This is a genomic window from Mesorhizobium sp. M0184 (genome assembly GCF_040322215.1).
In the GTDB taxonomy this organism is placed as follows: Bacteria; Pseudomonadota; Alphaproteobacteria; order Rhizobiales; family Rhizobiaceae; genus Mesorhizobium.
The window spans coordinates 1-21,460 of sequence record NZ_JAMYSZ010000038.1; the positions used below are offsets into that span (position 1 = coordinate 1).

The window sequence follows — 21,460 nt, forward strand, 5'->3', positions numbered from 1 at the left end:
TCCGCTAAACACGGGGGCTGCGCGGCGGACACGCCGACGTCACCGCAATGCCACGCCATTTTGCAGAACTTGACGCACACAACTCACTTGTCAATGATTGAAGAAAAGCGGGGCAATGAACCTGCCAATCTCCCCCCTTGAGGGGGAGATGTCCGGCAGGACAGAGGGGGTGCTGTCCCTCGGCCTCTCGTATCTTTGTCACCTTGCCTTTTCGGTTTTCGCAAAACTCGCGCGTTGAGTGATGCGCGCATACCAATCCCGAATCTCGGCAAACTCGGCCAGCAGGGCTTGTCCCTCGGCGACCTTGACGAAATAGCCGATGATCGGTGCGGCGTGCAGGTCGGCCAGCGTCAGGTCCGTCCCCAACAGCCAAGGCCCTTCGGCTTTCAGCGAAGAGAGCGCCTGCAATGCCGTTCTCGCCTGCCGCAACCCGTTGGCGATCACGGCTTCGTCGGGCGGCGTTTTTTCCAGCCGCTCGACAGCGACATCCCAGACCATAGTCCTGTAGGCGTAGGCGTCGAGCAGGCCGGTGATCTGGTTCAGGCGTGCTCGAGGCCGGGCTTCGACCGGCTGCAGCGCCGGGCCGCCAAAGGCTTCGTCGACATAACGGGCAATCGCGCCGGTCTCGTAGAGGCGAAAGCCGTCATGCTCGAAGGCCGGGATGCGGCCGAACGGCTGGTGCTCGAAATACCAGCCGGGAATGCCGTCCGCGCCAAAGATGTCGACGGGCACGAGCTCGTAGCCGACGCCCTTTTCCTCCAGCACCAGCCGCACGATGCGCACGTAGACGCTGTAATCCGCGCCGTAGACGACCGGCTTGCCCATGCCGGTTGGGCTCAGGCCATCGCTTTCTGCAAATTCTCGTCGATCTTGTCGAGGAAGCCGGTGGTCGAAAGCCATGGCTGGTCGGGGCCGATCAGCAGCGACAGGTCCTTGGTCATGAAGCCGGACTCGACCGTCTGGATGCAGACCTTTTCCAGGGTCTCGGCAAAGCGCTTCAGTTCGGCATTGTCGTCGAGCTTGGCGCGATGCGCGAGGCCGCGCGTCCAGGCAAAGATCGAGGCGATCGAATTGGTCGAGGTCTCCTCGCCTTTCTGGTGCTGGCGATAGTGGCGGGTAACGGTGCCGTGCGCGGCTTCCGCCTCGACGGTCTTGCCGTCCGGCGTCATCAGCACCGAGGTCATCAGGCCGAGCGAGCCGAAGCCTTGCGCCACCGTGTCGGACTGCACGTCGCCGTCATAATTCTTGCAGGCCCAGACATAGCCGCCCGACCATTTCAGGCTGGAGGCCACCATGTCGTCGATCAGCCGGTGCTCGTACCAGAGTTTCTTCGCTTTGAATTCTGCTTCGAACTCCGCCTCGTAGACCTCCTGGAAGATGTCCTTGAAGCGTCCGTCATAGGCTTTGAGGATGGTGTTCTTGGTCGAGAGGTAGACGGGATAATTGCGCAGCAGGCCGTAGTTCAGGGAGGCGCGGGCGAATTCGCGGATCGATTCGTCGAGATTGTACATGGCCATGGCGACGCCGGCGCCGGGTGCGTCGAAGACGTCGTGCTCGATCACCTGGCCGTCCTCGCCGACGAATTTGATCGTCAGCTTGCCCTTGCCGGGGAAGCGGAAGTCGGTGGCGCGGTACTGGTCGCCGAAGGCGTGGCGGCCGACGATGATCGGCTTGGTCCAGCCGGGCACCAGCCGCGGCACGTTCTTCATGATGATCGGCTCGCGAAAGATGGTGCCGCCGAGGATGTTGCGGATGGTGCCGTTCGGCGACTTCCACATCTTCTTCAGCTTGAATTCCTCGACGCGCTGCTCGTCGGGCGTGATCGTCGCGCATTTCACGCCGACGCCGTATTTCTTGATGGCATTGGCCGAATCGATGGTCACCTGGTCGTTGGTGGCGTCGCGGTGCTCGATGCCGAGGTCGTAATATTCGAGCTTGAGGTCGAGATAAGGGTGGATCAGCTTGTCCTTGATGAACTGCCAGATGATGCGGGTCATCTCGTCGCCGTCGAGTTCGACGACCGGGTTCGCCACCTTGATCTTCGCCATGGAAAGAATGCCTCGCTTTTGGGGAACGGAACGGCCTTGCCCGCACGGCTGCCGGCCCTGGGATGCGGCCCGTATATCAAAGGCTTTTTGGCCGCGCAAACGGCGAACCGCGCCGTAGTGTCGGCATTCCTTGCGAAAGCTTCATTTTCGCCGCCAAATGTGGCAGGGGACTGCGAAATGCCGCAAACAGCAGTTCACTGACAACCATGGCCGCTACCCAGGATCCCGACACCCCTCTTGCCTCCGGAACTCCAGCGTCCGGACCGGCGATCATCCTGGTCGAGCCGCAGCTCGGCGAGAATATCGGCATGGTTGCACGCGCCATGGCCAATTTCGGCCTTTCCGAGCTGCGGCTCGTCAATCCGCGCGACGGCTGGCCGAGCGAGAAGGCGCGTGCCGCCGCAAGCCGCGCCGACCACGTCATCGATGCAGTCACGGTGTTCGATGACCTCGCCTCGGCGATTGCCGATTTGAACTTCGTCTTCGCCACCACGGCGCGCGCGCGCGACAATTTCAAGCCGGTGCGCGGTCCGGTCGAGGCGGGCAGGGCGCTGCGCGCGCGGCAGCGGGCCGGCCAGCGCACCGGCATCCTGTTCGGCCGCGAGCGCTTCGGCCTCTATAATGACGAGGTCGGCCTTGCCGACGAGATCGTCACTTTCCCCGTCGATCCAGCCTTCTCCTCGCTCAACATCGCCCAGGCTGCCCTGCTGATGTCCTATGAATGGATGAAGTCCGGCCTGGAAGACGAGACCAGGACCAACTTCTCCGGCCCCGAAATGCCGCCGGCTGCCAAGGAAGAATTGCACGGCCTGTTGGCGTATCTGGAAGGTGCACTGGAGGCGCGCGGCTATTTCCGCCCGGCAGCGAAGAAGCCGAAGATGGTCGACAATTTGCGTGCAGTGCTGACCCGCCCCGGCTTTGCTGAGCCGGAGCTCAAGGTGCTGCGCGGCATACTATCATCGCTGGACAGGTTCTCGCCGGCCATGCCGCGCGGCGACGGATCGCCCGGCGACGATCCAAGGCGGCTCCCGGCGGCGGCCCGGCGCGCTGGCAGGGCGACAGACAAAGACTAGCCTCGGAACGACCCATACCTCACCAGTAACCGAATGTTATTTGGTGTGATCCATTGTCTGGAAAACGATGGATCCTTTCGATGTTCAATTCAAATATCGGGCGTCTTCGCTTTTTCTTCTATTCCGCGGCCTTGCTGGTTGCGGAAATCGTGACATTCGTGCTGTGCGTCGTGGGGACCGTCGGCTTCGAGGGTTTGGCCAATTCGAAACCCGGTCCTTCCAGGGAAGGGCTGGCCGCGGCTGTTCTCGTTACCTCGCTGGTGATCGTTCTGTTCCGCGCGAATTTCGCCTGGCGTCGAAGCCGCGACGCGCAAGGGTCGGGTTGGATCCTTTGGTCGTATATCGTGTTCTCGACGCTGTTCGCGATCCTGCAGGCCGGCACTGTTCTTGTCGTAAAATTCGACGGCGAAGATTCGCATTCCGGCCTTAACCTGCTGGGATTGGCTCTTGTCGGGCTGTGGGCCGTCATCTTGGCGGGCAAGCCGGCGGGCGGTGGCTCTGCGGATATGGCGTCATCCCTGAGTTTCGACGATTTCGACCCGCCCGGGCCGCTGCGCGCCGCCGCCGCGCTCCATTCAGCGTCAGCCGCCGGCGCGACGGCCCTGGCTCCAGCCTACGCCACGCGGGCCGCGCCGGTGCCGTCGAACCACCCTGCATCTCAACCTGCATCTCCGGCGAACGGCCGGCCGCGGCCCGGCGGCTTCGGCAAGCGCGGCCTTGTGTGACCGGCTCGCCGCATCAAGGCCATGATGGTTCCACATAGAAGCGGCCGGGATAAAGCATCATTGGCCGAAGCAGAAAGCATGGGCCGGGCCTTCCCTCGTGATCTCGTTTGTGATTCCCAGCCCTTAGTGATTCCCAGCCCTTAGTGACTCAATGACAATGACCGATCCATCGAGCGCCCGTCCGATCCTGATGTTCGATTCCGGCATTGGCGGCCTCACCGTGCTGCGTGAGGCGCGCGTGCTGATGCCTGACCGCCGCTTCATCTATGTCGCCGACGACGCGGCGTTCCCCTTCGGCGGCTGGGAGGAACCGGCGCTGAGAACACATATCCTGGAGTTGTTCGCCAGGCTGCTCGACCGGTTTTCGCCGGCCATTTCGGTCATCGCCTGCAACACCGCCTCGACACTGGTCATCGATGCCTTGCGCGAGCGGTTTCCCGGCCACCCTTTCGTCGGCACCGTGCCGGCCATTAAGCCGGCGGCGGAACGCACGCGCTCGGGCCTGGTTTCGGTGCTGGCGACGCCCGGCACCGTCAAGCGCCAGTACACGCGCGACCTGATCAGCAAATGGGCGCAGAAATGCCACGTCCGCCTGGTCGGCAGCGACAGGCTGGCTGCATTGGCCGAAGCCTATATGCGCGATGGTTTTGTCGACGAGGACGCCGTGCGCGCCGAGATCGCGCCGTGCTTCGTCGAGCATGACGGGCTGCGCACCGACATCGTCGTGCTTGCCTGCACCCATTATCCGTTTTTGGCCAACCGCATGCGCAAGACAGCACCGTGGCCGGTCGACTGGCTCGACCCGGCCGAGGCGATCGCACGCCGGGCGCTGTCGCTGCTTGCCGATACCGAGGCCCGCTATCGCAGAGAGGCACTGCCGGAAGGCGCCGACCTTGCATTCTTCACCTCGAACAGCGCCGATTTTCCGACGCGTCGGCTGATGCAGGGATTTGGCCTGGCGATATCCTGATCGCAGGCAATTTTCGCTTTGGGAACATCACACCGGACAATGCGTTTTCCTCTCATTGGAAACGGGAGAAACCATCATGCCAGCCACCTCAAAAGCCCAGCAGAAAGCGGCCGGCGCGGCATTGTCAGCCAAGCGCGGCGAGACCAAGAAGGGCGCGCTCAAAGGCGCGTCGAAGGGAATGTATAAATCCATGAGCGAAAAACAGCTCGAGGAATTCGCCGAGACCAAGCGCAAGGGCCTGCCGGAAAAGAAGTCGAAACACTGATCGACTGGCCATTCTGACGGCGGATGCCGGTCAATAAAAGGCCCGCGGCTGAGCCGCGGGCCATGAAGTCTCAACGGGCGAGGACGAAAATTACCAGTTCCAGCCCCACCCGCAGCGCCGCACTTTGTAGCGGATCACCTTGCGATGACCGTGGCGCCACACCACCTTCTTCTTCACCACGATGCGGCAGACCTGGTGATGCCTGTGCCCATGCCAATGCCGGGCCTGCGCCGGCTCGGGCGCGACCGCCATCGTGCCGGCCATCACCGCGGCGCCTACCAACGTAAGGAAGAACTTCTTCATGCGAATTCCAGCTCCTCTGATTTCAGTCCCTTCCTGATGCCGCTGGCGCAACCTCCCGCCACATCCGGCACGTTCTACAACCGTAACACTATCCGGTTCGGCGATTCGCGCCAGCCGGAAGCTTGACAGCGGTTAAATCTCCGTTTAACCAGCCCACCAACACCGGGCCGCAATGCCCGGTGGTTTTCTTTATGTGTGCAAGACGTTTGGGAAGCCGGTTTACTTTCCCTATGTCTTGTTTGAAATGACGTGTCCCGTGGGTTTTCCGTCGCGTTGCGTGGAAAACCCTGTCAGGTCTCGAAAACGGAGGCCAGAGGAGGGCGCGTTTCCTTCGCCCGGACCATGAGGTTCCGGGTGTGTTGTTTTGAAAGGGAATGCGATGAGCAAGCGCGAATCCGCGAAGTACAAGATCGACCGCCGTCTTGGCGAAAACATCTGGGGCCGCCCGAAGTCCCCGGTCAACAAGCGTGAATACGGCCCCGGCCAGCATGGCCAGCGCCGCAAGGGCAAGCTTTCCGATTTCGGCCTGCAGCTGCGCGCCAAGCAGAAGCTGAAGGGCCACTATGGCGACGTGTCGGAAAAGCAGTTCCGCAAGGTCTATGAAGAGGCGGACCGCCGCAAGGGCGACACCTCGGAGAACCTGATCGGCCTGCTCGAATCGCGCCTCGACGCGGTCGTCTACCGCGCCAAGTTCGTGCCGACCATCTTTGCGGCGCGCCAGTTCGTCAATCACGGCCACGTCAACGTCAACGGCAAGCGCGTCAACATCGGCTCGTACCGCTGCAAGCCGGGCGATGTCATCGAAGTGCGCGAGAAGTCGAAGCAGCTGGTCATCGTGCTGGAATCGGTGGGCCTGGCCGAGCGCGACGTGCCCGATTATATCGAGGCCGATCACAACAAGATGACCGCGGCCTTCACGCGCATCCCCGGCCTGGCGGACGTTCCGTTTGCCGTGCAGATGGAACCGAACCTGGTCGTCGAGTTCTATTCGCGCTGATCGGCGCGTTCGTCGCGATACAATCGAAGGCCGCCCGTCGAGGCGGCCTTTCTTTTTTCGTTCCTTTTTCCGCGGCGTGATTCCGAAATCGATTTCGGTTTTCGGTCCGATGCGCTACTGCGGGCGGCAACAGGATCTTGGGGCGGACGCGCCATGAATATGCTGCCAGACGCCGAAACACTCGAACCGGTCGCCGACACCGAAGGCGGCTTTCATCCGCTGTTTGCCGATGTGCCGTCCTCCGTCGAGTTCAACAAGCTGCGCAAGCGGCTGTTGCGGCTTGCCCGCCAGGCGATCGACGATTTCGCCATGGTGAGGCCCGGCGACCGTTGGCTGATCGCTCTGTCGGGCGGCAAGGATTCCTACGGCCTGCTTGCCGTGCTGCTCGATCTCAAATGGCGCGGGCTGCTGCCGGTCGAGCTGTTGGCCTGCAATCTCGACCAGGGCCAGCCGAACTTTCCCAAGCACATATTGCCCGATTATCTCGATAGATATGCCATTCCGCATCGCATCGAATATCAGGACACCTATTCGGTGGTCACCGACAAGCTGGCCGAGGGCAGCACCTATTGCTCGCTGTGCTCGCGGCTGCGGCGCGGCCATCTCTATCGCATTGCCCGCGAGGAGGGCTGCTCGGCGCTGGTGCTCGGTCATCACCGCGAGGACATACTGGAAACCTTCTTCATGAACCTGTTCCATGGCGGACGCCTTGCCGCCATGCCGCCGAAGCTGCTCAACGACGAAGGCGATGTCATGGTGCTGCGGCCGCTCGCCTATTGTGCGGAAGCCGATCTCGAGAAATTCGCCGGCGCCATGAAATTCCCGATCATTCCGTGCGATCTGTGCGGTAGCCAGGAAGGCCTGCAGCGCAACGCCATGAAGGCGATGCTCGACGACATCGAGAAGCGCATGCCTGGCCGCAAGGACACGATGATCCGCGCCATGACCAATGTGCGGCGTTCGCATCTGCTCGACAGGAAGCTGTTCGATTTCGCCGCCCTCAACGAAACCCTCACCACCAGGCGTCCCGATGACATTTGACGATAGCGCGATCGACTGGCTTGCCGACCTTCTGTCGGAAGCCGCCGTCGCCGAGATCATGCCGCGCTTTCGCCGGTTGAGCGAGGGCGACGTCCGTCGCAAGACCTCGGCCGCCGATCTCGTCACCGAGGCCGACGTCAATGCCGAACGGCTCATCACCGCCAGGCTGCGCCAGCGTTATCCCCACGCAATGATCGTCGGCGAGGAGGCCTGCTCCGACGACCCGACGCTGCTCGACGGTCTCGGCGATGCCGAACTCGCCTTCGTCATCGACCCGGTCGACGGCACCTTCAACTTCGCCTCCGGCGTGCCGCTTTTCGGCGTCATGCTTGGCGTCGTGATCAAGGGCGAGACGGTCGCCGGCATCATCCACGATCCCGTCGGCAAGGATTGGCTGATCGGCGTTAGTGGCGCCGGCAGCCATATCCGCCATGCCCATGGCAATCTGGAAAAGGTCCATGTCGCCAAACCGGCGCCGATGTCGGAAATGACCGGTGCGGTCTCATGGCACTACGTGCCCGAGCCGGACCGCTCACGTTTGGCGCGCAACCAGACCAAGTCGCTATCGCAGTTCAATTATCGCTGCGCCGCCCACGAATACCGCCTGCTGGCCAGCGGCCACGGCCATTTCGTCGTCTACAACAAGCTGATGCCTTGGGATCACCTGCCTGGCGTGCTGATCCATGCGGAGGCGGGCGGCCATGCCGCGCGCTTGGACGGCAGCGCCTATCTGCCGTCGCATGTCGGAGGTGGCCTGCTGGTCGCGCCGGACCGGGAGAGCTGGCGGGAGCTGCGCCGCGAGCTCTGGGCGGAATAACTCTTCGCTGCCAAAGTTGTCCAATCCTGTGCGAAACCGGAGACCTCGAATGAAACCTCGGTCCGCAATTGTTGCAACGGCCTTTGCCCTTGCCTTGGTTGCCGGTGTCAATGAAGCAAGCGCTGGGGAACGCGCATGTCGCAGTCCCGACTCCGTCGACACCATAGACGAGATGTTCTCCGCGATCTTCGCCTGTTGGAAGCCGCCGCCCGGAACCGCGGGCATGACCCTGACGCTGCAGTTCTCAATTCGCCGAAACGGCACGCTTATCGGCAAGCCGCGCGCCACTTACTCCCATCTAGGGGACGATGGTCCGCTCAATCGGGCCTTCGTGGCTTCCGTCCTCGAGGCGCTCGACAAGGCTCTTCCACTGCCCCTTTTTCGGACAGTATGGGTGGAGCAATCGCAGGACGTACGCTGTTCCCCCGCTTCACCGCGGTCAGTGAGGGTGCATCCTAGGCGCACGCGCAATGTGCATTAAACCGGCGGGTTATGCGGCTGGAACAGTCTGCCGCGCTCGGCCAGCAGGATCATCAGCAGCGCCGCCACCGACACGCTGCAGAACCCGGCGGCCAGCGGCGTCACCGTGCCGTTGAAGGCTTGGCCGATCAGCGTACCGAGAATGCCGCCAAGAAATGTCTGCATGAACCCAAGGATCGACGACGCAGTGCCGGCCAGGTGCCCCAGCGGCTCCATGGCGAGCGCGTTGAAGTTCGCGCCGAGCGCGCCGAACGGGACCATGGCGCAGGCAAAGAAGGTAATGAAGAGCCAGAGCGGCATCTTTATTTCGATGGAAACGACCAGCCAGGCAAGGCTGATGGCCAGAAACAGCAGCAGCGCGCTTTGCGACAGACGGCGCATGCCGATGCGGCCGACGAGGCGCGAGTTGAGGTAGTTCGAAAAAGCAAGTACGCCGGCAACCCCCGCGAAGATGACGGGGAACATCTCGCCGACATTGAACACGCTGACATAGATTTGCTGGGCCGAGGCGATGAAGCCGAACATGGCGCCGAAGATGAAGGTGCTGGCAAAGGCGTAGCAGAGCGCGATGCGGTTGGTGAGAACGATGCGGAAGCCGCCGATGATGGAGGACAGCGTCAGCGGCCGGCGATATTCGGGGTGTAGTGTCTCGGGCAGGCGCAGCAGCGACCAGGCGGACACGATCAGCGCGCCGGCTGCCATGGTGACGAAGATCACATGCCAGGTCGCAAACAGCATGATGAACTGGCCGATACCGGGCGCCACCACCGGAATGGCCATGAACACCATGAAGATCAAGGACATGACTTCGGCCATGCGCCTTCCGTCGAACGTATCGCGCACGATCGAGACGGCAATGACGCGCGTCGCCGCCGCGCCGATGCCTTGCACCGCCCGGCATAGCAGAAGCGTGGCGAATGACGGGGCGATTGCCGCAGCGCCGGCCGCCAGGACGTAGATCACCAGCCCTGCGACAAGCGGCGCGCGGCGCCCGAAGCGGTCCGAGATCGGCCCGAAGAACAGCTGTCCGCCGCCAAAGCCAAGGATATAGGCGGTGACAACATATTGCCGGTGGTTTTCATTTTCGATGCCAAGCGAAGCGCCGATCTGCTGCAGCGCCGGCAAAATAATGTCGATTGCCAGCGAATTGAGCGCCATCAGCGCCGCGCACAGCGCAATGAATTCCCAGCGCGGAATGGGCAAGGTGCTTGCCTTTTGCTGCGCTTGTGCTTGCTGATCCAAGGCCAGTCCGATCCTCAAACGAAAATGCGCCGGCTGGCCGACGCATCCATTCGTTGATTGCCCGATAGCGGGCAGAACTTTTTGCCAAGGTGGGGGCTGCCCCGGCGCTTAGCGCATGACCCCCGAAAATCGCAGGCGGAAGGTCATACGCAGAAACAGAAGTCAGGCGGCGCCTTTGACGCTGACGCCCTTTTCGACGAGGAAGGTCTGCAATTCGCCCGCCTGGAACATCTCGCGGATGATGTCGCAGCCGCCGACGAACTCGCCCTTGACGTAGAGCTGCGGGATGGTCGGCCAGTTGGAATAGTCCTTGATGCCTTGCCGCAGTTCGGCCGACGTCAGCACGTCGACGCCCTTATAGTCGGCGCCGATATAGTCGAGGATCTGCACGACCTGGCCGGAAAATCCGCATTGGGGGAAGCCGGGCGTGCCCTTCATGAAGAGAACGACGTCGTTGCCCTTCACTTCATTGTCGATGTAGTCGTTGATGCCGCTCATGGAATACCCTTTCATGCCTGTGGGAGTCAGGCTCGAACATTACCCTTCAAATAAACCCATGGGTTGCGCGAAACAAGATGTTTGCCGCCTTGCCATGCAAATGGCGCAAAGGAACGTCTGATCTTGGGCCAAGAGCGTTGGCCACCATCTTTCCCGAGGCGCGATGAAAAGACGATATCTCGCCGGGTTCCTCCTCGCCGTTCTGTTCGCCGCACTGTCCTTGATCTGGTGGGCCAGGTCGCCGAGACAGCCATCTCTCGTCGTCGGCGGTGAATTACCGGCGCCGTGCCGCGACGCGAGCTTCGAGGCGGTCGCCTATGTCGTCTGCGAAATCGATCTGCGCCACTATGACATCGGTGTGTTCCATGCAGGCCTTGACGGCAAGGCTTTCGGTTCACTGGACAAATTCGACAAGGCGATGGCGGATCATGGCCGGCCGGTGCTGCTCGCCATGAACGCCGGCATGTATCACCAAGACCTGACTCCGGTCGGCCTTCTCGTCGAAGACGGCCGGGAGAAGGCGCCGATCAACGTCGCCGACAGCGAAGGGAATTTCTTCCTGAAACCGAATGGCGTCTTCCTGGTCCGGAAGGACGGCAAGGCGGCGGTCATGGAGACAAGCGCCTATGCTGCGACCAGACTGGACGTGATGTTTGCCACGCAATCCGGCCCGATGCTGGTGATCGACGGCCGGCTTCATCCCCGCTTCGAGCAAAACGGCACATCGCGCTATATCCGCAATGGCATCGGCGTGCGTGACGAAAACACTGTCGTGCTGGCGATCTCGCGCTCTGAGGTCAGCCTCGGCAGCTTCGCGCGACTGTTTCGAGATGCGCTCAATTGTCCCAACGCGCTTTTCTTCGACGGGGTCGTTTCGGCGCTGTCGAACGGCGAGCGGATGATTGTGGGTGGAAGCTATCCGGTCGGGCCGATCATCGCCGTGACCGGTAAGAAGCTTGCGAGCCGGTAACTGCAAGAGAGCTCAGTCCGGCACGCTGGTCTGCAGGGCAAGCGCGTGCAACACGCCGCCCATATTGCCCTTCAGCGCGTCATAGACCATCTGGTGCTGCTGGACCCGGCTTTTCCCGCGAAAGCTTTCGGCCACAACCTCAGCCGCATAATGGTCGCCGTCGCCGGCCAGGTCGCGAATCGTCACCTTGGCGTCGGGAATGCCTTCCTTGATCAGCCGTTCGATGTCGTGGGCGTCCATTGCCATATGAGGATTCCTTGTTCAGGTCGTGAGCTCATAGATATGGTCGAAATGGCGGATGAACCACAGGGAAAGGGGCCCACTCGATCACTTCACGGGTCCACGACCTCATTTGCCATGAAGCGAGGGAACCAGGATTCGTGGGCGTCGGTCAATTCGCTGACCGGTATCGCACGCGCCTCGCCCAGCTTCAGTTCGCTGCCGCCGGTCGAGCCGATCCACGGCGCAAAAACGCCGAGCTTGTTTTGCTGTTCGCGAATGGCGTCCCATTGCTCGCTCTGCGGGTCGATCGACAGCGTCAAGAGATAGCGGCCCTGGTCCTCGCCGAACCAGACCGGGATTGGATCTGTGCCGATCAGGCCGGGGATGGTCGCGCCGATGCCGGAGGCCATCGCCATCTCGGCCAGCGCCACCGCGATGCCGCCATCGGAAACGTCATGCGCCGCGGTAACGACACCGGAGCCGATCAGTGCCCGCACATGGTCGCCGACCCGCTTCTCGTGGCCGAGATCGACCGGCGGCGGCGGGCCGTCGGCGCGGCCATGAATGTCGCGCATATAGACCGACTGGCCAAGATGCGTGCCCCATATCGTCGGCGCGCCGACCAGCACGATCATCTGGCCTTCGGCGGCAAAGCCGATGCGCACCATTTTCGACCAGTCGGCAATCAGCCCGACGCCGCCAATGGTCGGTGTCGGCAGGATGCCTTGGCCGTTGGTCTCATTGTAGAGCGAGACGTTGCCGGAGACGATCGGGAAGCCAAGCGCCCTGCAGGCATCGCCAATACCTTTCACCGCGCCGACCAACTGACCCATGATCTCCGGCCGTTCCGGATTGCCGAAATTGAGGTTGTCGGTGGCCGCGAGCGGCAGAGCACCGGTGGCGGTAAGATTGCGCCAGCATTCGGCAACCGCCTGCTTGCCGCCCTCGTAAGGGTCGGCTTCGCAATAGCGCGGCGTCACGTCGGAGGAGAAGGCGAGCGCCTTGGTCGGGTGGCCGTCGACGCGCACGACACCGGCGTCGCCGCCGGGAAGCTGCAGCGAATTACCTTGGATCAGCGTGTCGTACTGCTCCCACACCCAGCGGCGCGAGGACAGGTCTGGTCCGCCCAGCAGCTTGAGCAGTGCCTCGGCCACGTCGGCTTGAGGTGCATCGCCGGCCAGCGGCGCCGGCTTCTTCGGATCGACCCAGGGACGGTCATATTCCGGCGCCTGGTCGCCGAGATCCTTGATCGGCAGGTTGGCGACCTCGTCGCCCTGGTGCAGCACGCGGAAGCGCAGATCGTCGGTGGTCTTGCCGACGATGGCAAAGTCGAGGCCCCATTTGTGGAAAATCGCCTCGGCCTGTTTTTCCTTTTCGGGGCGCAGCACCATCAGCATGCGCTCCTGGCTCTCCGAAAGCATCATCTCATAGGCGCTCATGCGCTCTTCACGCACCGGCACCTTGTCGAGATCGAGCTCGATGCCGAGGTCGCCCTTGGCGCCCATCTCGACCGCCGAGCAGGTGAGGCCGGCGGCACCCATGTCCTGGATGGCGATAACGGCGCCGGACGCCATCAGTTCGAGGCATGCTTCGAGCAGGCATTTTTCGGTGAACGGATCGCCAACCTGCACGGTGGGCCGCTTCTCGTCGATCTTGTCGTCGAACTCGGCCGAGGCCATGGTGGCGCCGCCGACACCGTCGCGCCCGGTCTTGGCGCCGAGATAGACCACCGGCAGGCCAACACCCTTGGCTTCCGACAGGAAGATCGCATCAGTCTTGGCAAGCCCCGCCGCAAAGGCATTGACCAAGATGTTGCCATTGTAGCGGGCGTCGAAATTGACCTCGCCGCCGACTGTCGGCACGCCGAAGGAATTGCCATAGCCGCCGACGCCGGAAACGACACCGGCAACGAGGTGCCTGGTTTTGGGATGGTCCGGCGCGCCGAAGCGCAGCGCGTTCATCGCCGCGATCGGCCGCGCGCCCATGGTGAAGACATCGCGCAGGATGCCGCCGACGCCGGTCGCAGCTCCCTGATAAGGCTCGATATAGGAGGGGTGGTTATGGCTCTCCATCTTGAAGACGACGCAGTCGCCGTCGCCGATGTCGACCACGCCGGCATTCTCGCCCGGACCCTGGATGACTTGCGGCCCGGTGGTCGGCAGCGTGCGCAGCCACTTCTTCGAGGATTTGTAGGAACAATGCTCGTTCCACATCGCCGAAAAAATTCCAAGTTCGGTAAAGCTCGGTTCGCGCCCGACCAGGTCGAGGATGCGCTGGTACTCGTCGGGCTTCAGCCCGTGCGCGGTAATGAGTTCAGGAGTGATCGGCACGGAATTGGAAATGGTCATGATCGGCAATTGTGTCCTTGGGATCGAGTCCCGTCTTATCGCAAGCGTTGCAGCCGATACACCCCGTTGGATGACTAAAACGATGGAAAGCAACAGCTGACCGCAAGTTGCGAAAGATCGCCACTCGACCCGCCGGTTTCAAGCCGGTTCAGGAAAAGCTGTCGTAGCCGGCGCGGCCCTCGTCCAGAAGCCGCCGGATTACCGCGACGCCGTGCGCGATATCGTCCCGCTGCCGCGGTTGCGAGATGCCAAACCGTACGCCGTGAAAGGCCTGTTCGGAACGCCCTGCCTTGAACTCGTCCTCGTCGTCGATGAGCACGCCATGTTCGAGGCAGGCCTGCTTGAAAGTGCCGGAAAGCCATGGGTCCGGCAAAGTGAGCCAGACGAACGGCACGTTATCCAGCGCCTTGAAATCGAAGCCGTCGAGTGTCTCGCGCACGATCGCGATGCGCGCACCGATCTCGGCAATGCTGCGCTTGCGCACCTCAGCGGCCTGACCGGACAGCACCAGCCGGCTGCCCACCTCCGCCAGCAGAAAGGGCAGGCCGCCCGTCATCATCTTGTGGGCAACCCGGATGCGGTGACGATAGGCCGGCGGGCAAGCGAGCCAGCCGCCGCGAACACCCGCCGCAACCGATTTCGACAGGCCGCCGGCAACGATGGTCCGTTCGGGAGCATATTCGGCCATTAAAGGCGTTGGGTCATCGGTCAGTCCGCCATAGAGATCGTCCTCGATCAGGACGACGTTATATTGACGGGCGACATGCGCGATTGCCTCGCGGCGCGATGCCGACAGCGTAGTCAGCGTCGGGTTCTTGGCCGTCGGCATCAAAAACATCATTTTCGGATGCTTTTGTGCACAGACGCGCTCGAAATCCTGGGGATCGATGCCCTCGTCGTCAGCCGCCACCAGTGCGGTCCGGCGACCGATCAAGCCGGCGCTGCGGGAAATCTGCGAATAGGTGAGGTGCTCGAAGACGACATAGTCGCCGGGGGCGGTGAGCCCCGCAATAGTTGCCATCACGGCGGCGTGGGTGCCGAGCGTGGGAACGATTGCATCCGTCGCCGGGCGATAGGAATTGCGCGACAGCCAGCGCCTGCCGGCTTCGAACCAGCGGTCCGGGAAATCACGAGTATAGCTTGAAATCTCATGCGGATGGTCTTGCGCCGTGCGTGTCAACAAATCCGCGACGATGGCACCCTGGCCGACATCCGGTGCGGCGGTGCTATCGAAGCGCAGCTTGTCGCCGGGCGCATCCATATAGCGCGTGCCTTGTTCGACCGGCCCCAGGAAATCCGGCTTTGCGCTCTCCGACTGTTGAGCGAGAACATAGGTTCCGCGGCCGACCTCGCCGCTGACCAATCCCCGCTCGCGCAGCAATTGATACGCCCTGCCGACGGTGCCGACGGTCGTGCCGATGTCGTATGCCAGATCGCGCTGCGGCGGCAGCTTTGCCCCTGCGCCGATCAAGCCGCGGTCGATGTCCGTCTCGATGGAATCGGCAAGCCGCTGATAGAGCGGGCCGGTGCCGGCGGTAAGGTCTGGAAGCCAAGTTGTCATGGTGACAATTTTCTACATTGCACCGAAATAAGAGTCAATACATATGAAACGGGCGATACAAAAGGGCACAATTGCAGTTTTGGTAAGAAAGAAAATGGGTACAATAGGCACAATCCATAGCACGGCAGCTGAATTGCCCGGACTCGGTCCTTCAGGCCGGAGATCCTACGTTCGCCGGCTCGTGCAAGCGGTCACGTCATTCGCCCGATGGATCGGCGGTCTCCTGGAGCGCCGGCGCAGTCGGCTGCTCCTGCTCGAGATGACCGACGATCAGCTCAAGGACATCGGTATCTCGCGCTGCGATGCCCATCGTGAGGGTCTGAGGCCGTTCTGGGACTGATGCGTTCGAGCGCTTTAGCGGACGGTCGCCGCCCTGATCCGCGCGACGCCGCGGTCCACAAGCACCGCCACAATAGATAGCACGAGAAAAAGCCCTGTGATGGCCACGGCCGAGACGGCGACGCTGACCGCTCCATTTTTGGCAACATCGAGGAACGGGTAAGGCACTTCGCCGGCAGTCGGCGCCCGCAGCAATGCGTAGGCCAGATAGGCGAGCGGATAGATCATCCACCAGGAGATGTCGCGCCACCGTGTGGTGCCGTCGGCGCCGGCAACAAGCCACCACAGCACGAACAGCACCGGCGTCACATAGTGCAGGAGCACGTCGCAGAGCAGGAACAAGCCTTGCGGGTGCCAAAGCTGCGCCAGAACCGTGGCATAGACGATGAAGACCAGGGTTATGGCGACGGCGATGCCCGCTCGCACTCGCGGCCCGGCAAAGGCCGGGAACCAGGCATGACCGCTGGACGACAGCAGCGACGCATGGACGAGCACCGCGCCGATATTGGTCAGGATGGTGAAGAAGCTGAAATAGCGGACGAGCGAGCCGAGCAGGCTGCGACCGGCTTCCATCGATGCCGGAATGGTGATGCAGGTTTGCAGGACGAGCGCGGCCAGACCTATGACCAGACCTGATATCTGCAGGAAGCGACCCATGGCGCTACGCTGCCGCGCCGCAGGCCGGATTGCCCGCCTGCCAGCGGGCAATGTCCGAGCCAATGCGTGCGCCGAGCGGTTCCGCCATCAATGGGCCGAACACGTCGACGCGGCTCGAATTGCCTTGCGCTTGCACGACCAGCAACGGCTTTCCACCATAATGTTTGGCCGGCACCAGCAGGAAGCGCGGCGTGCCGCTAAACGAATTCAGTTCGTTGGCCATCTGGTAAGATTTGAAGGCAGGGTCCTTGCTGGCGATCCAGCATTTGTGGGCAGCGATTGCCACCTGTTCCATGGCAAGCAGTGACGCGCTCTTGCCCGCCGGCGCCGGCGTGCTCTTCGGGCCTGACTGGCATGAGGCGAGTACAAGCCCGGCGGCAGTAGCGACGGCGAGGCGCGTGGTCGTCGGTCTCATGTTCAAGCGGCGCCCATCTCGAGTTCGGACAGAAACACCTTCAGACCGTCTGTCATCTCACCCCAGACGCGCGACAGCGCCGGATGCTGCAAGGCAATCTGCTCGTAGGCATCGAATTTCGGATAGGCGTCAAGCAAATCGGGGCGGCCGATCGTCGCCCTGAAATTGTTGAAGACGAAGCGGGTCGGCGTCAGCCAGGCATCGGCGAAGGAGATGTCGTCGCCGAGCGCGAACGGGCCATGCGCCATGCGCGCCTCGATTGCCGCGAGCCCGTGATGCAATCGGGCTAACTGTGCCTTGATCTCCGCCTCGTTGCGCTGCGGCACGAAATGGAGCTCGAACAGCTTCATGGTCGGGGCGAGCACGTCGAGGTCGGTGATGCGGGCGAACATGCGCACCAGCGCCCGGTCCTTCGAGTCCCTCGGCAGCAGCGCCGGCTCGGGAAAGCGCTCCTCCAGATATTCGGCGATGACCACCGATTCGACGATCGTTTCGCCGGAGCCGGTGATCAGCACCGGAATCCGGTTCAACGGCGAGATGGCACGAAATGCCTCGGGGATGGGAAACCCCGGCGGCGGTGCAATGAGCTTGAGCGGCACGTTCTTGATGTAGGCCAACGCCCGCACGATCGACGAATAGGGCGACAACGGCCGCGAATAGAGTTTCATGACCGTGGCTCCAGGAGGAAAATTGAAGGTATCAAGCGGCGATGCCCAGTGCGCTTTCGAACAGCGCCCGGCCGTCGCTGCCGCCATGCGCCGCTTCGATCAGGTTCTCGGGATGCGGCATCAGGCCGAGCACATTGCCGCGGCCGTTGACGATGCCGGCAATGTCGTTGATCGAGCCATTGGGATTTGTGCCTTCGGCATAGCGGAATACCACCTGGCCTTCCCCTTCGAGGCGGGCCAGCGTTTCGGCATCGGCGAAATAATTGCCGTCATGATGGGCCACCGGCGCGCGGATGACCTGGCCCGGCTGATAGCGGCGGGTAAACATCGTGTTGGCATTAGCAATCTGCAGCTTGACTTGCCGGCAGACGAATTTCAGCGAGGTGTTTCGCATCAATGCGCCCGGCAGCAGGCCTGCCTCGACCAGGATCTGGAAGCCGTTGCAGACGCCGATGACCATGACGCCCTTGGCCGCCTTTTCGGCGACAGCCCGCATCACCGGCATGCGCGCGGCAATGGCGCCGCAGCGCAGATAATCGCCAAACGAAAAGCCGCCGGGAATGGCAATCAGGTCGACATCGGGAATGTCGGTGTCGGTCTGCCAGACGGTGACCGGCGGCGTGCCGGAAATCTTGGTCAGCGCCGCGATCATGTCGCGGTCGCGATTGAGGCCTGGGAGCAGGACGACGGCTGATTTCACCTCAGGCGATCTCCACCGCGTAATTCTCAATCACTGTATTCGCCAGAAGCTTGTCGCACATGGCTTTCAGATCGGCCTCGGCCTTGGCGCTGTCGCTCTCGGCCAATTCGACGTCGAAAACCTTGCCTTGCCGCACCTGGCCGACGCCGCCGAAACCCATTGCGGACAGCGCGTGCTCGATTGCCTTGCCTTGTGGGTCTAGCACGCCGTTCTTGAGGGTTACGGTAATGCGGGCCTTGATCACGCTGGACATGCTCCTGTTCACCTGTTGAGCGGGCAAGCCGTCAGTGCGGCTTACCTTTGACACCGTCGGTCGATGCGACGAGCACCGGCCCGGCCGGACGCGGTGGCTCGTTCTCGTTCATGATGCCGAGACGGCGGGCAACTTCCTGATAAGCCTCGACCAGCCCGCCCATGTCGCGGCGGAAGCGGTCCTTGTCGAGCTTGTCCTGCGTCGCCACGTCCCACAGCCGGCAGGAATCCGGCGAGATCTCATCGGCAACGACGATGCGCATCATATCGCCTTCGAACAGGCGGCCGCATTCGATTTTGAAATCGACCAGCTGGATGCCGACGCCCATGAACAGGCCGGAAAGGAAGTCGTTGACGCGAATGGCCAGCGCCATGACATCGTCGATCTCCTGAGGGCTCGCCCAGCCGAAGGCGGTGATGTGCTCTTCCGATACCATCGGATCGTCGAGCGCATCGGCCTTGTAATAGAATTCGATGATCGAGCGCGGCAGCACGGTGCCTTCCTCGATGCCCAGGCGCTTGGCCAGCGAGCCGGCGGCGACGTTGCGCACCACCACTTCGAGCGGGATGATCTCGACTTCCTTGATCAACTGCTCGCGCATGTTGAGCCGGCGGATGAAGTGGGTCGGAATGCCCATCCGGTTGAGATGATTGAAGATGTGCTCGGAAATGCGGTTGTTGAGCACGCCTTTGCCATCGACGATTTCATGCTTCTTCTTGTTGAAAGCGGTAGCGTCGTCCTTGAAGAACTGGATCAGCGTGCCAGGCTCCGGTCCCTCATAAAGGATCTTGGCCTTGCCTTCATAAATGCGGCGGCGATTTTTCATCTGATTTTTCTCTGGATTTGCGGGCAGGCGGCAAGCGACCAGTTCCTGTCCGTCTGCCTAAAATAAGATGGCGACGGTGGGGTTCAATGCCGGTGTCTATCCCAATCGCACTGTTTGCTCAATCGGCAAATCCTTTCAATCAACCGCTTTCGGGCACCGAAATGCCGCAGCGCAGCAAGCAATGTAGCATATTGACCGGCCGGCGCCCTTTTGGTTTGTGCTCCGGCAACACATATTGGCACAACGAATCGGATTTCACGGAGGGATGCCATGAGCAGCATGAAAGACCGCGAAGAGGGCTTTGAGCGCAAATTCGCATTCGACGAGGAACTTCGGTTCAAGGCTGCGGCACGCCGCAACAGAGCGCTCGGCCTGTGGGCTGCCGAAAAGCTCGGCAAGTCCGGCACCGATGCCGACGCTTATGCCAGGGAAGTGGTCGTCAGCGACATCGAGGAAGCCGGCGATCACGACGTTTTCCGCAAGATACGCAAGGATTTCGATGCGGCCGGCATCGACCAGTCGGACCATCAGATCCGCCGCACTATGGATGAATTGATGGCGCAGGCGATCGAGCAGATCAAGAACACCTGATCCCCATCGATATTCTTCGAATGCTGGACCAATCGACCGCCCGGCCTCACCGGGCGGTTTTTCTTTGCCTTTGCGGTCATTTCCGGCTGAATTGCTGCAAGCAAAGAGGAAATCGCCAATGTCCCTGAAGTCACGCCTTGCGGCCGACGAGACGCTGTTCACCGCATGGTCCGGCGTGCCGGATGCCTTGACGGTCGAGATACTGGCCAGGCAAGGATTCGACGCGGTTACGCTCGATATGCAGCATGGTGGCCATCACGAGGATAGCGTGCTGCGCGGGCTTGTGCCGGTGCTGGCCGCCAACAAGCCGGCTTTGGTACGCATCCCGGTCGGCCGCTTCGACATGGCCAGCCGTGCGCTTGACTTCGGCGCCGAGGCGGTGATCGCCCCGATGGTGAATTCGGTGGCGGACGCAAAGCTGTTTGCTGCCGCAATGAAATACCCGCCACTCGGCGAGCGCTCCTGGGGCCCGACCTATGCTTTTCCGCGCCATGGCAAGGGCGACTATGCCGACTGGCTGCGCGACAGCAACCAGCGCACCATGGCGTTCGCCATGGTCGAAACGCGGGCCGCGCTTGATGCACTCGACGGCATCCTCGACACGCCGGGCATCGACGGTATCTTCCTTGGCCCGTCGGATTTCTCGATCGCCTGGTCGAAGGGCACCACCGTCAGTTCGACGCTGGAGAGCATGATGGGGACCGTCGCCTCGATCGCCGAGCGCACCCGCAAAGCCGGCAAGCATGCGGCGATCTATGTGATGGAACCGGCCATCGCCGGTCGCGTGGTGTCGATGGGTTACCGGCTGCTGGCGATGGGTTCCGAGCATTCGCTGATTTCGCTTGGGGCAAAGACCCTGCTGAACAGCGTCAGGGATTCGATCGCTTCCTAGAGATCCGTCAGGAATTTCGCGAACGTCATCGAGCCTTCAGGCCAGGGGCCGAAGCCGGAATCCGCGTTGAGATGACCGGCATCCCCGGCGTCGATGAACAGCGAGCCCCACGCCCCGGCAATGTCCTCGGCGACGCCGAAGGCGCAGAACGGGTCGTTGCGGCTGGCGATCACCACCGACGGAAACGGCAGCGGGTCGCGCGGATAGGGGCCGAAGGTCATCAGGTGCCTCGGCTTTATCTCTGGATTGGCGACATCGGGTGGCGCCACGAAGAAAGCGCCGGCGACCGGCCTCTCGAACCGAGGCAATGCTTGAATGACCGCCGCGACGCCAAGCGAATGGGCGACGATGACGACCGGCCGCTCGGCCTCGTTAACCGCCTTGGCGACACCGGCCGTCCAATCCTCGCGCACCGGCTTCGACCATTCCGCCTGTTCGACGCGGCGCGCTGTCGATAGTTTCGACTGCCAGCGGCTCTGCCAATGATCGGGGCCGGAATTGGTGTAGCCCGGCACGATGAGAATATCTGCTTCCCTGACTTTCATGGCGCGCATGTAGC

At 62.2% G+C, this 21,460-nt stretch carries 27 protein-coding genes; 12 read left to right on the forward strand and 15 right to left on the reverse strand.

The window, feature by feature from the left end:
* Positions 1 to 198: 198 nt before the first annotated feature.
* Positions 199 to 825, reverse strand: coding sequence for a glutathione S-transferase family protein (locus tag NKJ23_RS29745; protein ID WP_352684180.1), 627 nt, complete (start codon positions 823 to 825; stop codon positions 199 to 201).
* Between the two features lie 11 nt (positions 826 to 836).
* Positions 837 to 2,048, reverse strand: coding sequence for an NADP-dependent isocitrate dehydrogenase (locus NKJ23_RS29750; RefSeq protein ID WP_096445278.1), 1,212 nt, complete (start codon positions 2,046 to 2,048; stop codon positions 837 to 839).
* 206 nt (positions 2,049 to 2,254) lie between these two features.
* Here NKJ23_RS29750 and NKJ23_RS29755 point away from each other — a divergent pair, with 206 nt between their 5' ends.
* The 4 genes from NKJ23_RS29755 (at position 2,255) to NKJ23_RS29770 (ending at position 5,081) form a co-directional block, all read left to right on the forward strand.
* Complete coding sequence (locus NKJ23_RS29755; protein WP_352684182.1) at positions 2,255 to 3,121, forward strand: RNA methyltransferase; 867 nt, start codon at positions 2,255 to 2,257, stop codon at positions 3,119 to 3,121.
* 80 nt (positions 3,122 to 3,201) lie between these two features.
* Positions 3,202 to 3,846, forward strand: a complete 645-nt coding sequence (locus NKJ23_RS29760; RefSeq protein WP_352684184.1) for a DUF805 domain-containing protein — start codon at positions 3,202 to 3,204, stop codon at positions 3,844 to 3,846.
* Between the two features lie 157 nt (positions 3,847 to 4,003).
* A complete protein-coding gene (murI, locus tag NKJ23_RS29765) occupies positions 4,004 to 4,816 on the forward strand; it encodes a glutamate racemase (RefSeq protein WP_352474637.1) in 813 nt (270 codons plus the stop codon).
* Positions 4,817 to 4,892: 76 nt separating this feature from the next.
* Positions 4,893 to 5,081 carry a DUF3008 family protein gene (locus NKJ23_RS29770; RefSeq protein WP_023674705.1) on the forward strand — a complete coding sequence of 63 codons (189 nt, stop codon included), beginning with the start codon at positions 4,893 to 4,895 and terminating at the stop codon, positions 5,079 to 5,081.
* Between the two features lie 90 nt (positions 5,082 to 5,171).
* Here the strand turns inward: NKJ23_RS29770 and NKJ23_RS29775 are convergent, their stop codons facing one another.
* Positions 5,172 to 5,384, reverse strand: coding sequence for a hypothetical protein (locus NKJ23_RS29775; protein WP_023674706.1), 213 nt, complete (start codon positions 5,382 to 5,384; stop codon positions 5,172 to 5,174).
* A 379-nt stretch (positions 5,385 to 5,763) separates the two neighbouring features.
* On the opposite strand from NKJ23_RS29775, the gene rpsD reads away from it, so the two are divergent.
* From rpsD to NKJ23_RS34770, 4 genes are all read left to right on the forward strand, one after another.
* Positions 5,764 to 6,381 (forward strand): 30S ribosomal protein S4, encoded by a 618-nt coding sequence (gene rpsD / locus NKJ23_RS29780; RefSeq protein WP_023717376.1) that lies wholly within the window; start codon positions 5,764 to 5,766, stop codon positions 6,379 to 6,381.
* 153 nt (positions 6,382 to 6,534) lie between these two features.
* On the forward strand, positions 6,535 to 7,422 hold the full coding sequence (gene ttcA / locus NKJ23_RS29785; protein ID WP_352474638.1) for a tRNA 2-thiocytidine(32) synthetase TtcA: 888 nt from the start codon (positions 6,535 to 6,537) through the stop codon (positions 7,420 to 7,422).
* A complete protein-coding gene (locus NKJ23_RS29790) occupies positions 7,412 to 8,239 on the forward strand; it encodes an inositol monophosphatase family protein (RefSeq protein WP_352684186.1) in 828 nt (275 codons plus the stop codon). Before ttcA ends, NKJ23_RS29790 begins: the two co-directional genes overlap by 11 nt.
* A gap of 172 nt (positions 8,240 to 8,411) precedes the next feature.
* Positions 8,412 to 8,720 carry a UCP034077 family protein gene (locus NKJ23_RS34770; RefSeq protein WP_502902593.1) on the forward strand — a complete coding sequence of 103 codons (309 nt, stop codon included), beginning with the start codon at positions 8,412 to 8,414 and terminating at the stop codon, positions 8,718 to 8,720.
* Here NKJ23_RS34770 and NKJ23_RS29795 read toward each other — a convergent pair.
* Together NKJ23_RS29795 and grxD are read right to left on the reverse strand one after the other, a co-directional pair.
* Positions 8,717 to 9,916, reverse strand: coding sequence for a multidrug effflux MFS transporter (locus NKJ23_RS29795; RefSeq protein WP_502893744.1), 1,200 nt, complete (start codon positions 9,914 to 9,916; stop codon positions 8,717 to 8,719). The two genes, NKJ23_RS34770 and NKJ23_RS29795, sit on opposite strands and share 4 nt — an antisense overlap.
* A 207-nt stretch (positions 9,917 to 10,123) precedes the next feature.
* Complete coding sequence (grxD, locus tag NKJ23_RS29800; protein WP_023674712.1) at positions 10,124 to 10,459, reverse strand: Grx4 family monothiol glutaredoxin; 336 nt, start codon at positions 10,457 to 10,459, stop codon at positions 10,124 to 10,126.
* Positions 10,460 to 10,622: 163 nt separating this feature from the next.
* Between grxD and NKJ23_RS29805 the strand changes: the two genes are divergently transcribed.
* Complete coding sequence (locus tag NKJ23_RS29805; protein WP_352684188.1) at positions 10,623 to 11,429, forward strand: phosphodiester glycosidase family protein; 807 nt, start codon at positions 10,623 to 10,625, stop codon at positions 11,427 to 11,429.
* A gap of 12 nt (positions 11,430 to 11,441) precedes the next feature.
* Here the strand turns inward: NKJ23_RS29805 and NKJ23_RS29810 are convergent, their stop codons facing one another.
* From NKJ23_RS29810 to NKJ23_RS29820, 3 genes are all read right to left on the reverse strand, one after another.
* Positions 11,442 to 11,675 (reverse strand): BolA/IbaG family iron-sulfur metabolism protein, encoded by a 234-nt coding sequence (locus NKJ23_RS29810; RefSeq protein ID WP_023674714.1) that lies wholly within the window; start codon positions 11,673 to 11,675, stop codon positions 11,442 to 11,444.
* 86 nt (positions 11,676 to 11,761) lie between these two features.
* A complete protein-coding gene (purL, locus tag NKJ23_RS29815) occupies positions 11,762 to 13,999 on the reverse strand; it encodes a phosphoribosylformylglycinamidine synthase subunit PurL (protein WP_352684190.1) in 2,238 nt (745 codons plus the stop codon).
* Positions 14,000 to 14,147: 148 nt separating this feature from the next.
* Positions 14,148 to 15,560: an aminotransferase-like domain-containing protein gene (locus NKJ23_RS29820; protein ID WP_352684192.1), complete on the reverse strand. Its 1,413-nt coding sequence runs from the start codon at positions 15,558 to 15,560 to the stop codon at positions 14,148 to 14,150.
* Between the two features lie 94 nt (positions 15,561 to 15,654).
* Between NKJ23_RS29820 and NKJ23_RS29825 the strand changes: the two genes are divergently transcribed.
* Positions 15,655 to 15,900, forward strand: a complete 246-nt coding sequence (locus NKJ23_RS29825) for a DUF1127 domain-containing protein (protein ID WP_352684194.1) — start codon at positions 15,655 to 15,657, stop codon at positions 15,898 to 15,900.
* A 14-nt stretch (positions 15,901 to 15,914) separates the two neighbouring features.
* On the opposite strand, the gene NKJ23_RS29830 is transcribed toward NKJ23_RS29825, so the two are convergent.
* Genes NKJ23_RS29830 through purC form a run of 6 tightly spaced genes read right to left on the reverse strand, consistent with a single transcriptional unit; the run spans position 15,915 to position 19,418 of the window.
* Complete coding sequence (locus tag NKJ23_RS29830; protein WP_352684196.1) at positions 15,915 to 16,556, reverse strand: Pr6Pr family membrane protein; 642 nt, start codon at positions 16,554 to 16,556, stop codon at positions 15,915 to 15,917.
* A gap of 4 nt (positions 16,557 to 16,560) precedes the next feature.
* Positions 16,561 to 16,971: a hypothetical protein gene (locus tag NKJ23_RS29835; RefSeq protein ID WP_352684198.1), complete on the reverse strand. Its 411-nt coding sequence runs from the start codon at positions 16,969 to 16,971 to the stop codon at positions 16,561 to 16,563.
* Positions 16,972 to 16,973: 2 nt separating this feature from the next.
* Positions 16,974 to 17,639: a glutathione S-transferase family protein gene (locus NKJ23_RS29840; RefSeq protein WP_352684200.1), complete on the reverse strand. Its 666-nt coding sequence runs from the start codon at positions 17,637 to 17,639 to the stop codon at positions 16,974 to 16,976.
* 31 nt (positions 17,640 to 17,670) lie between these two features.
* Complete coding sequence (gene purQ / locus NKJ23_RS29845) at positions 17,671 to 18,339, reverse strand: phosphoribosylformylglycinamidine synthase subunit PurQ (protein ID WP_352614096.1); 669 nt, start codon at positions 18,337 to 18,339, stop codon at positions 17,671 to 17,673.
* Position 18,340: 1 nt separating this feature from the next.
* The gene (purS, locus tag NKJ23_RS29850) at positions 18,341 to 18,583 is read right to left on the reverse strand and encodes a phosphoribosylformylglycinamidine synthase subunit PurS (protein ID WP_352684242.1); all 243 of its coding nucleotides are present in this window, start codon (positions 18,581 to 18,583) and stop codon (positions 18,341 to 18,343) included.
* A gap of 40 nt (positions 18,584 to 18,623) precedes the next feature.
* Entirely contained in the window at positions 18,624 to 19,418 is a 795-nt protein-coding gene (gene purC, locus NKJ23_RS29855) for a phosphoribosylaminoimidazolesuccinocarboxamide synthase (RefSeq protein ID WP_023674725.1), read from the reverse strand.
* A 270-nt stretch (positions 19,419 to 19,688) separates the two neighbouring features.
* Between purC and NKJ23_RS29860 the strand changes: the two genes are divergently transcribed.
* Positions 19,689 to 20,009 carry a DUF1476 domain-containing protein gene (locus tag NKJ23_RS29860; protein WP_254817651.1) on the forward strand — a complete coding sequence of 107 codons (321 nt, stop codon included), beginning with the start codon at positions 19,689 to 19,691 and terminating at the stop codon, positions 20,007 to 20,009.
* 118 nt (positions 20,010 to 20,127) lie between these two features.
* Positions 20,128 to 20,901 (forward strand): HpcH/HpaI aldolase family protein, encoded by a 774-nt coding sequence (locus NKJ23_RS29865; protein ID WP_352576016.1) that lies wholly within the window; start codon positions 20,128 to 20,130, stop codon positions 20,899 to 20,901.
* Here NKJ23_RS29865 and NKJ23_RS29870 read toward each other — a convergent pair.
* Positions 20,898 to 21,446, reverse strand: a complete 549-nt coding sequence (locus NKJ23_RS29870; RefSeq protein WP_023674728.1) for an RBBP9/YdeN family alpha/beta hydrolase — start codon at positions 21,444 to 21,446, stop codon at positions 20,898 to 20,900. The genes NKJ23_RS29865 and NKJ23_RS29870 overlap by 4 nt on opposite strands.
* Positions 21,447 to 21,460 lie beyond the last annotated feature (14 nt).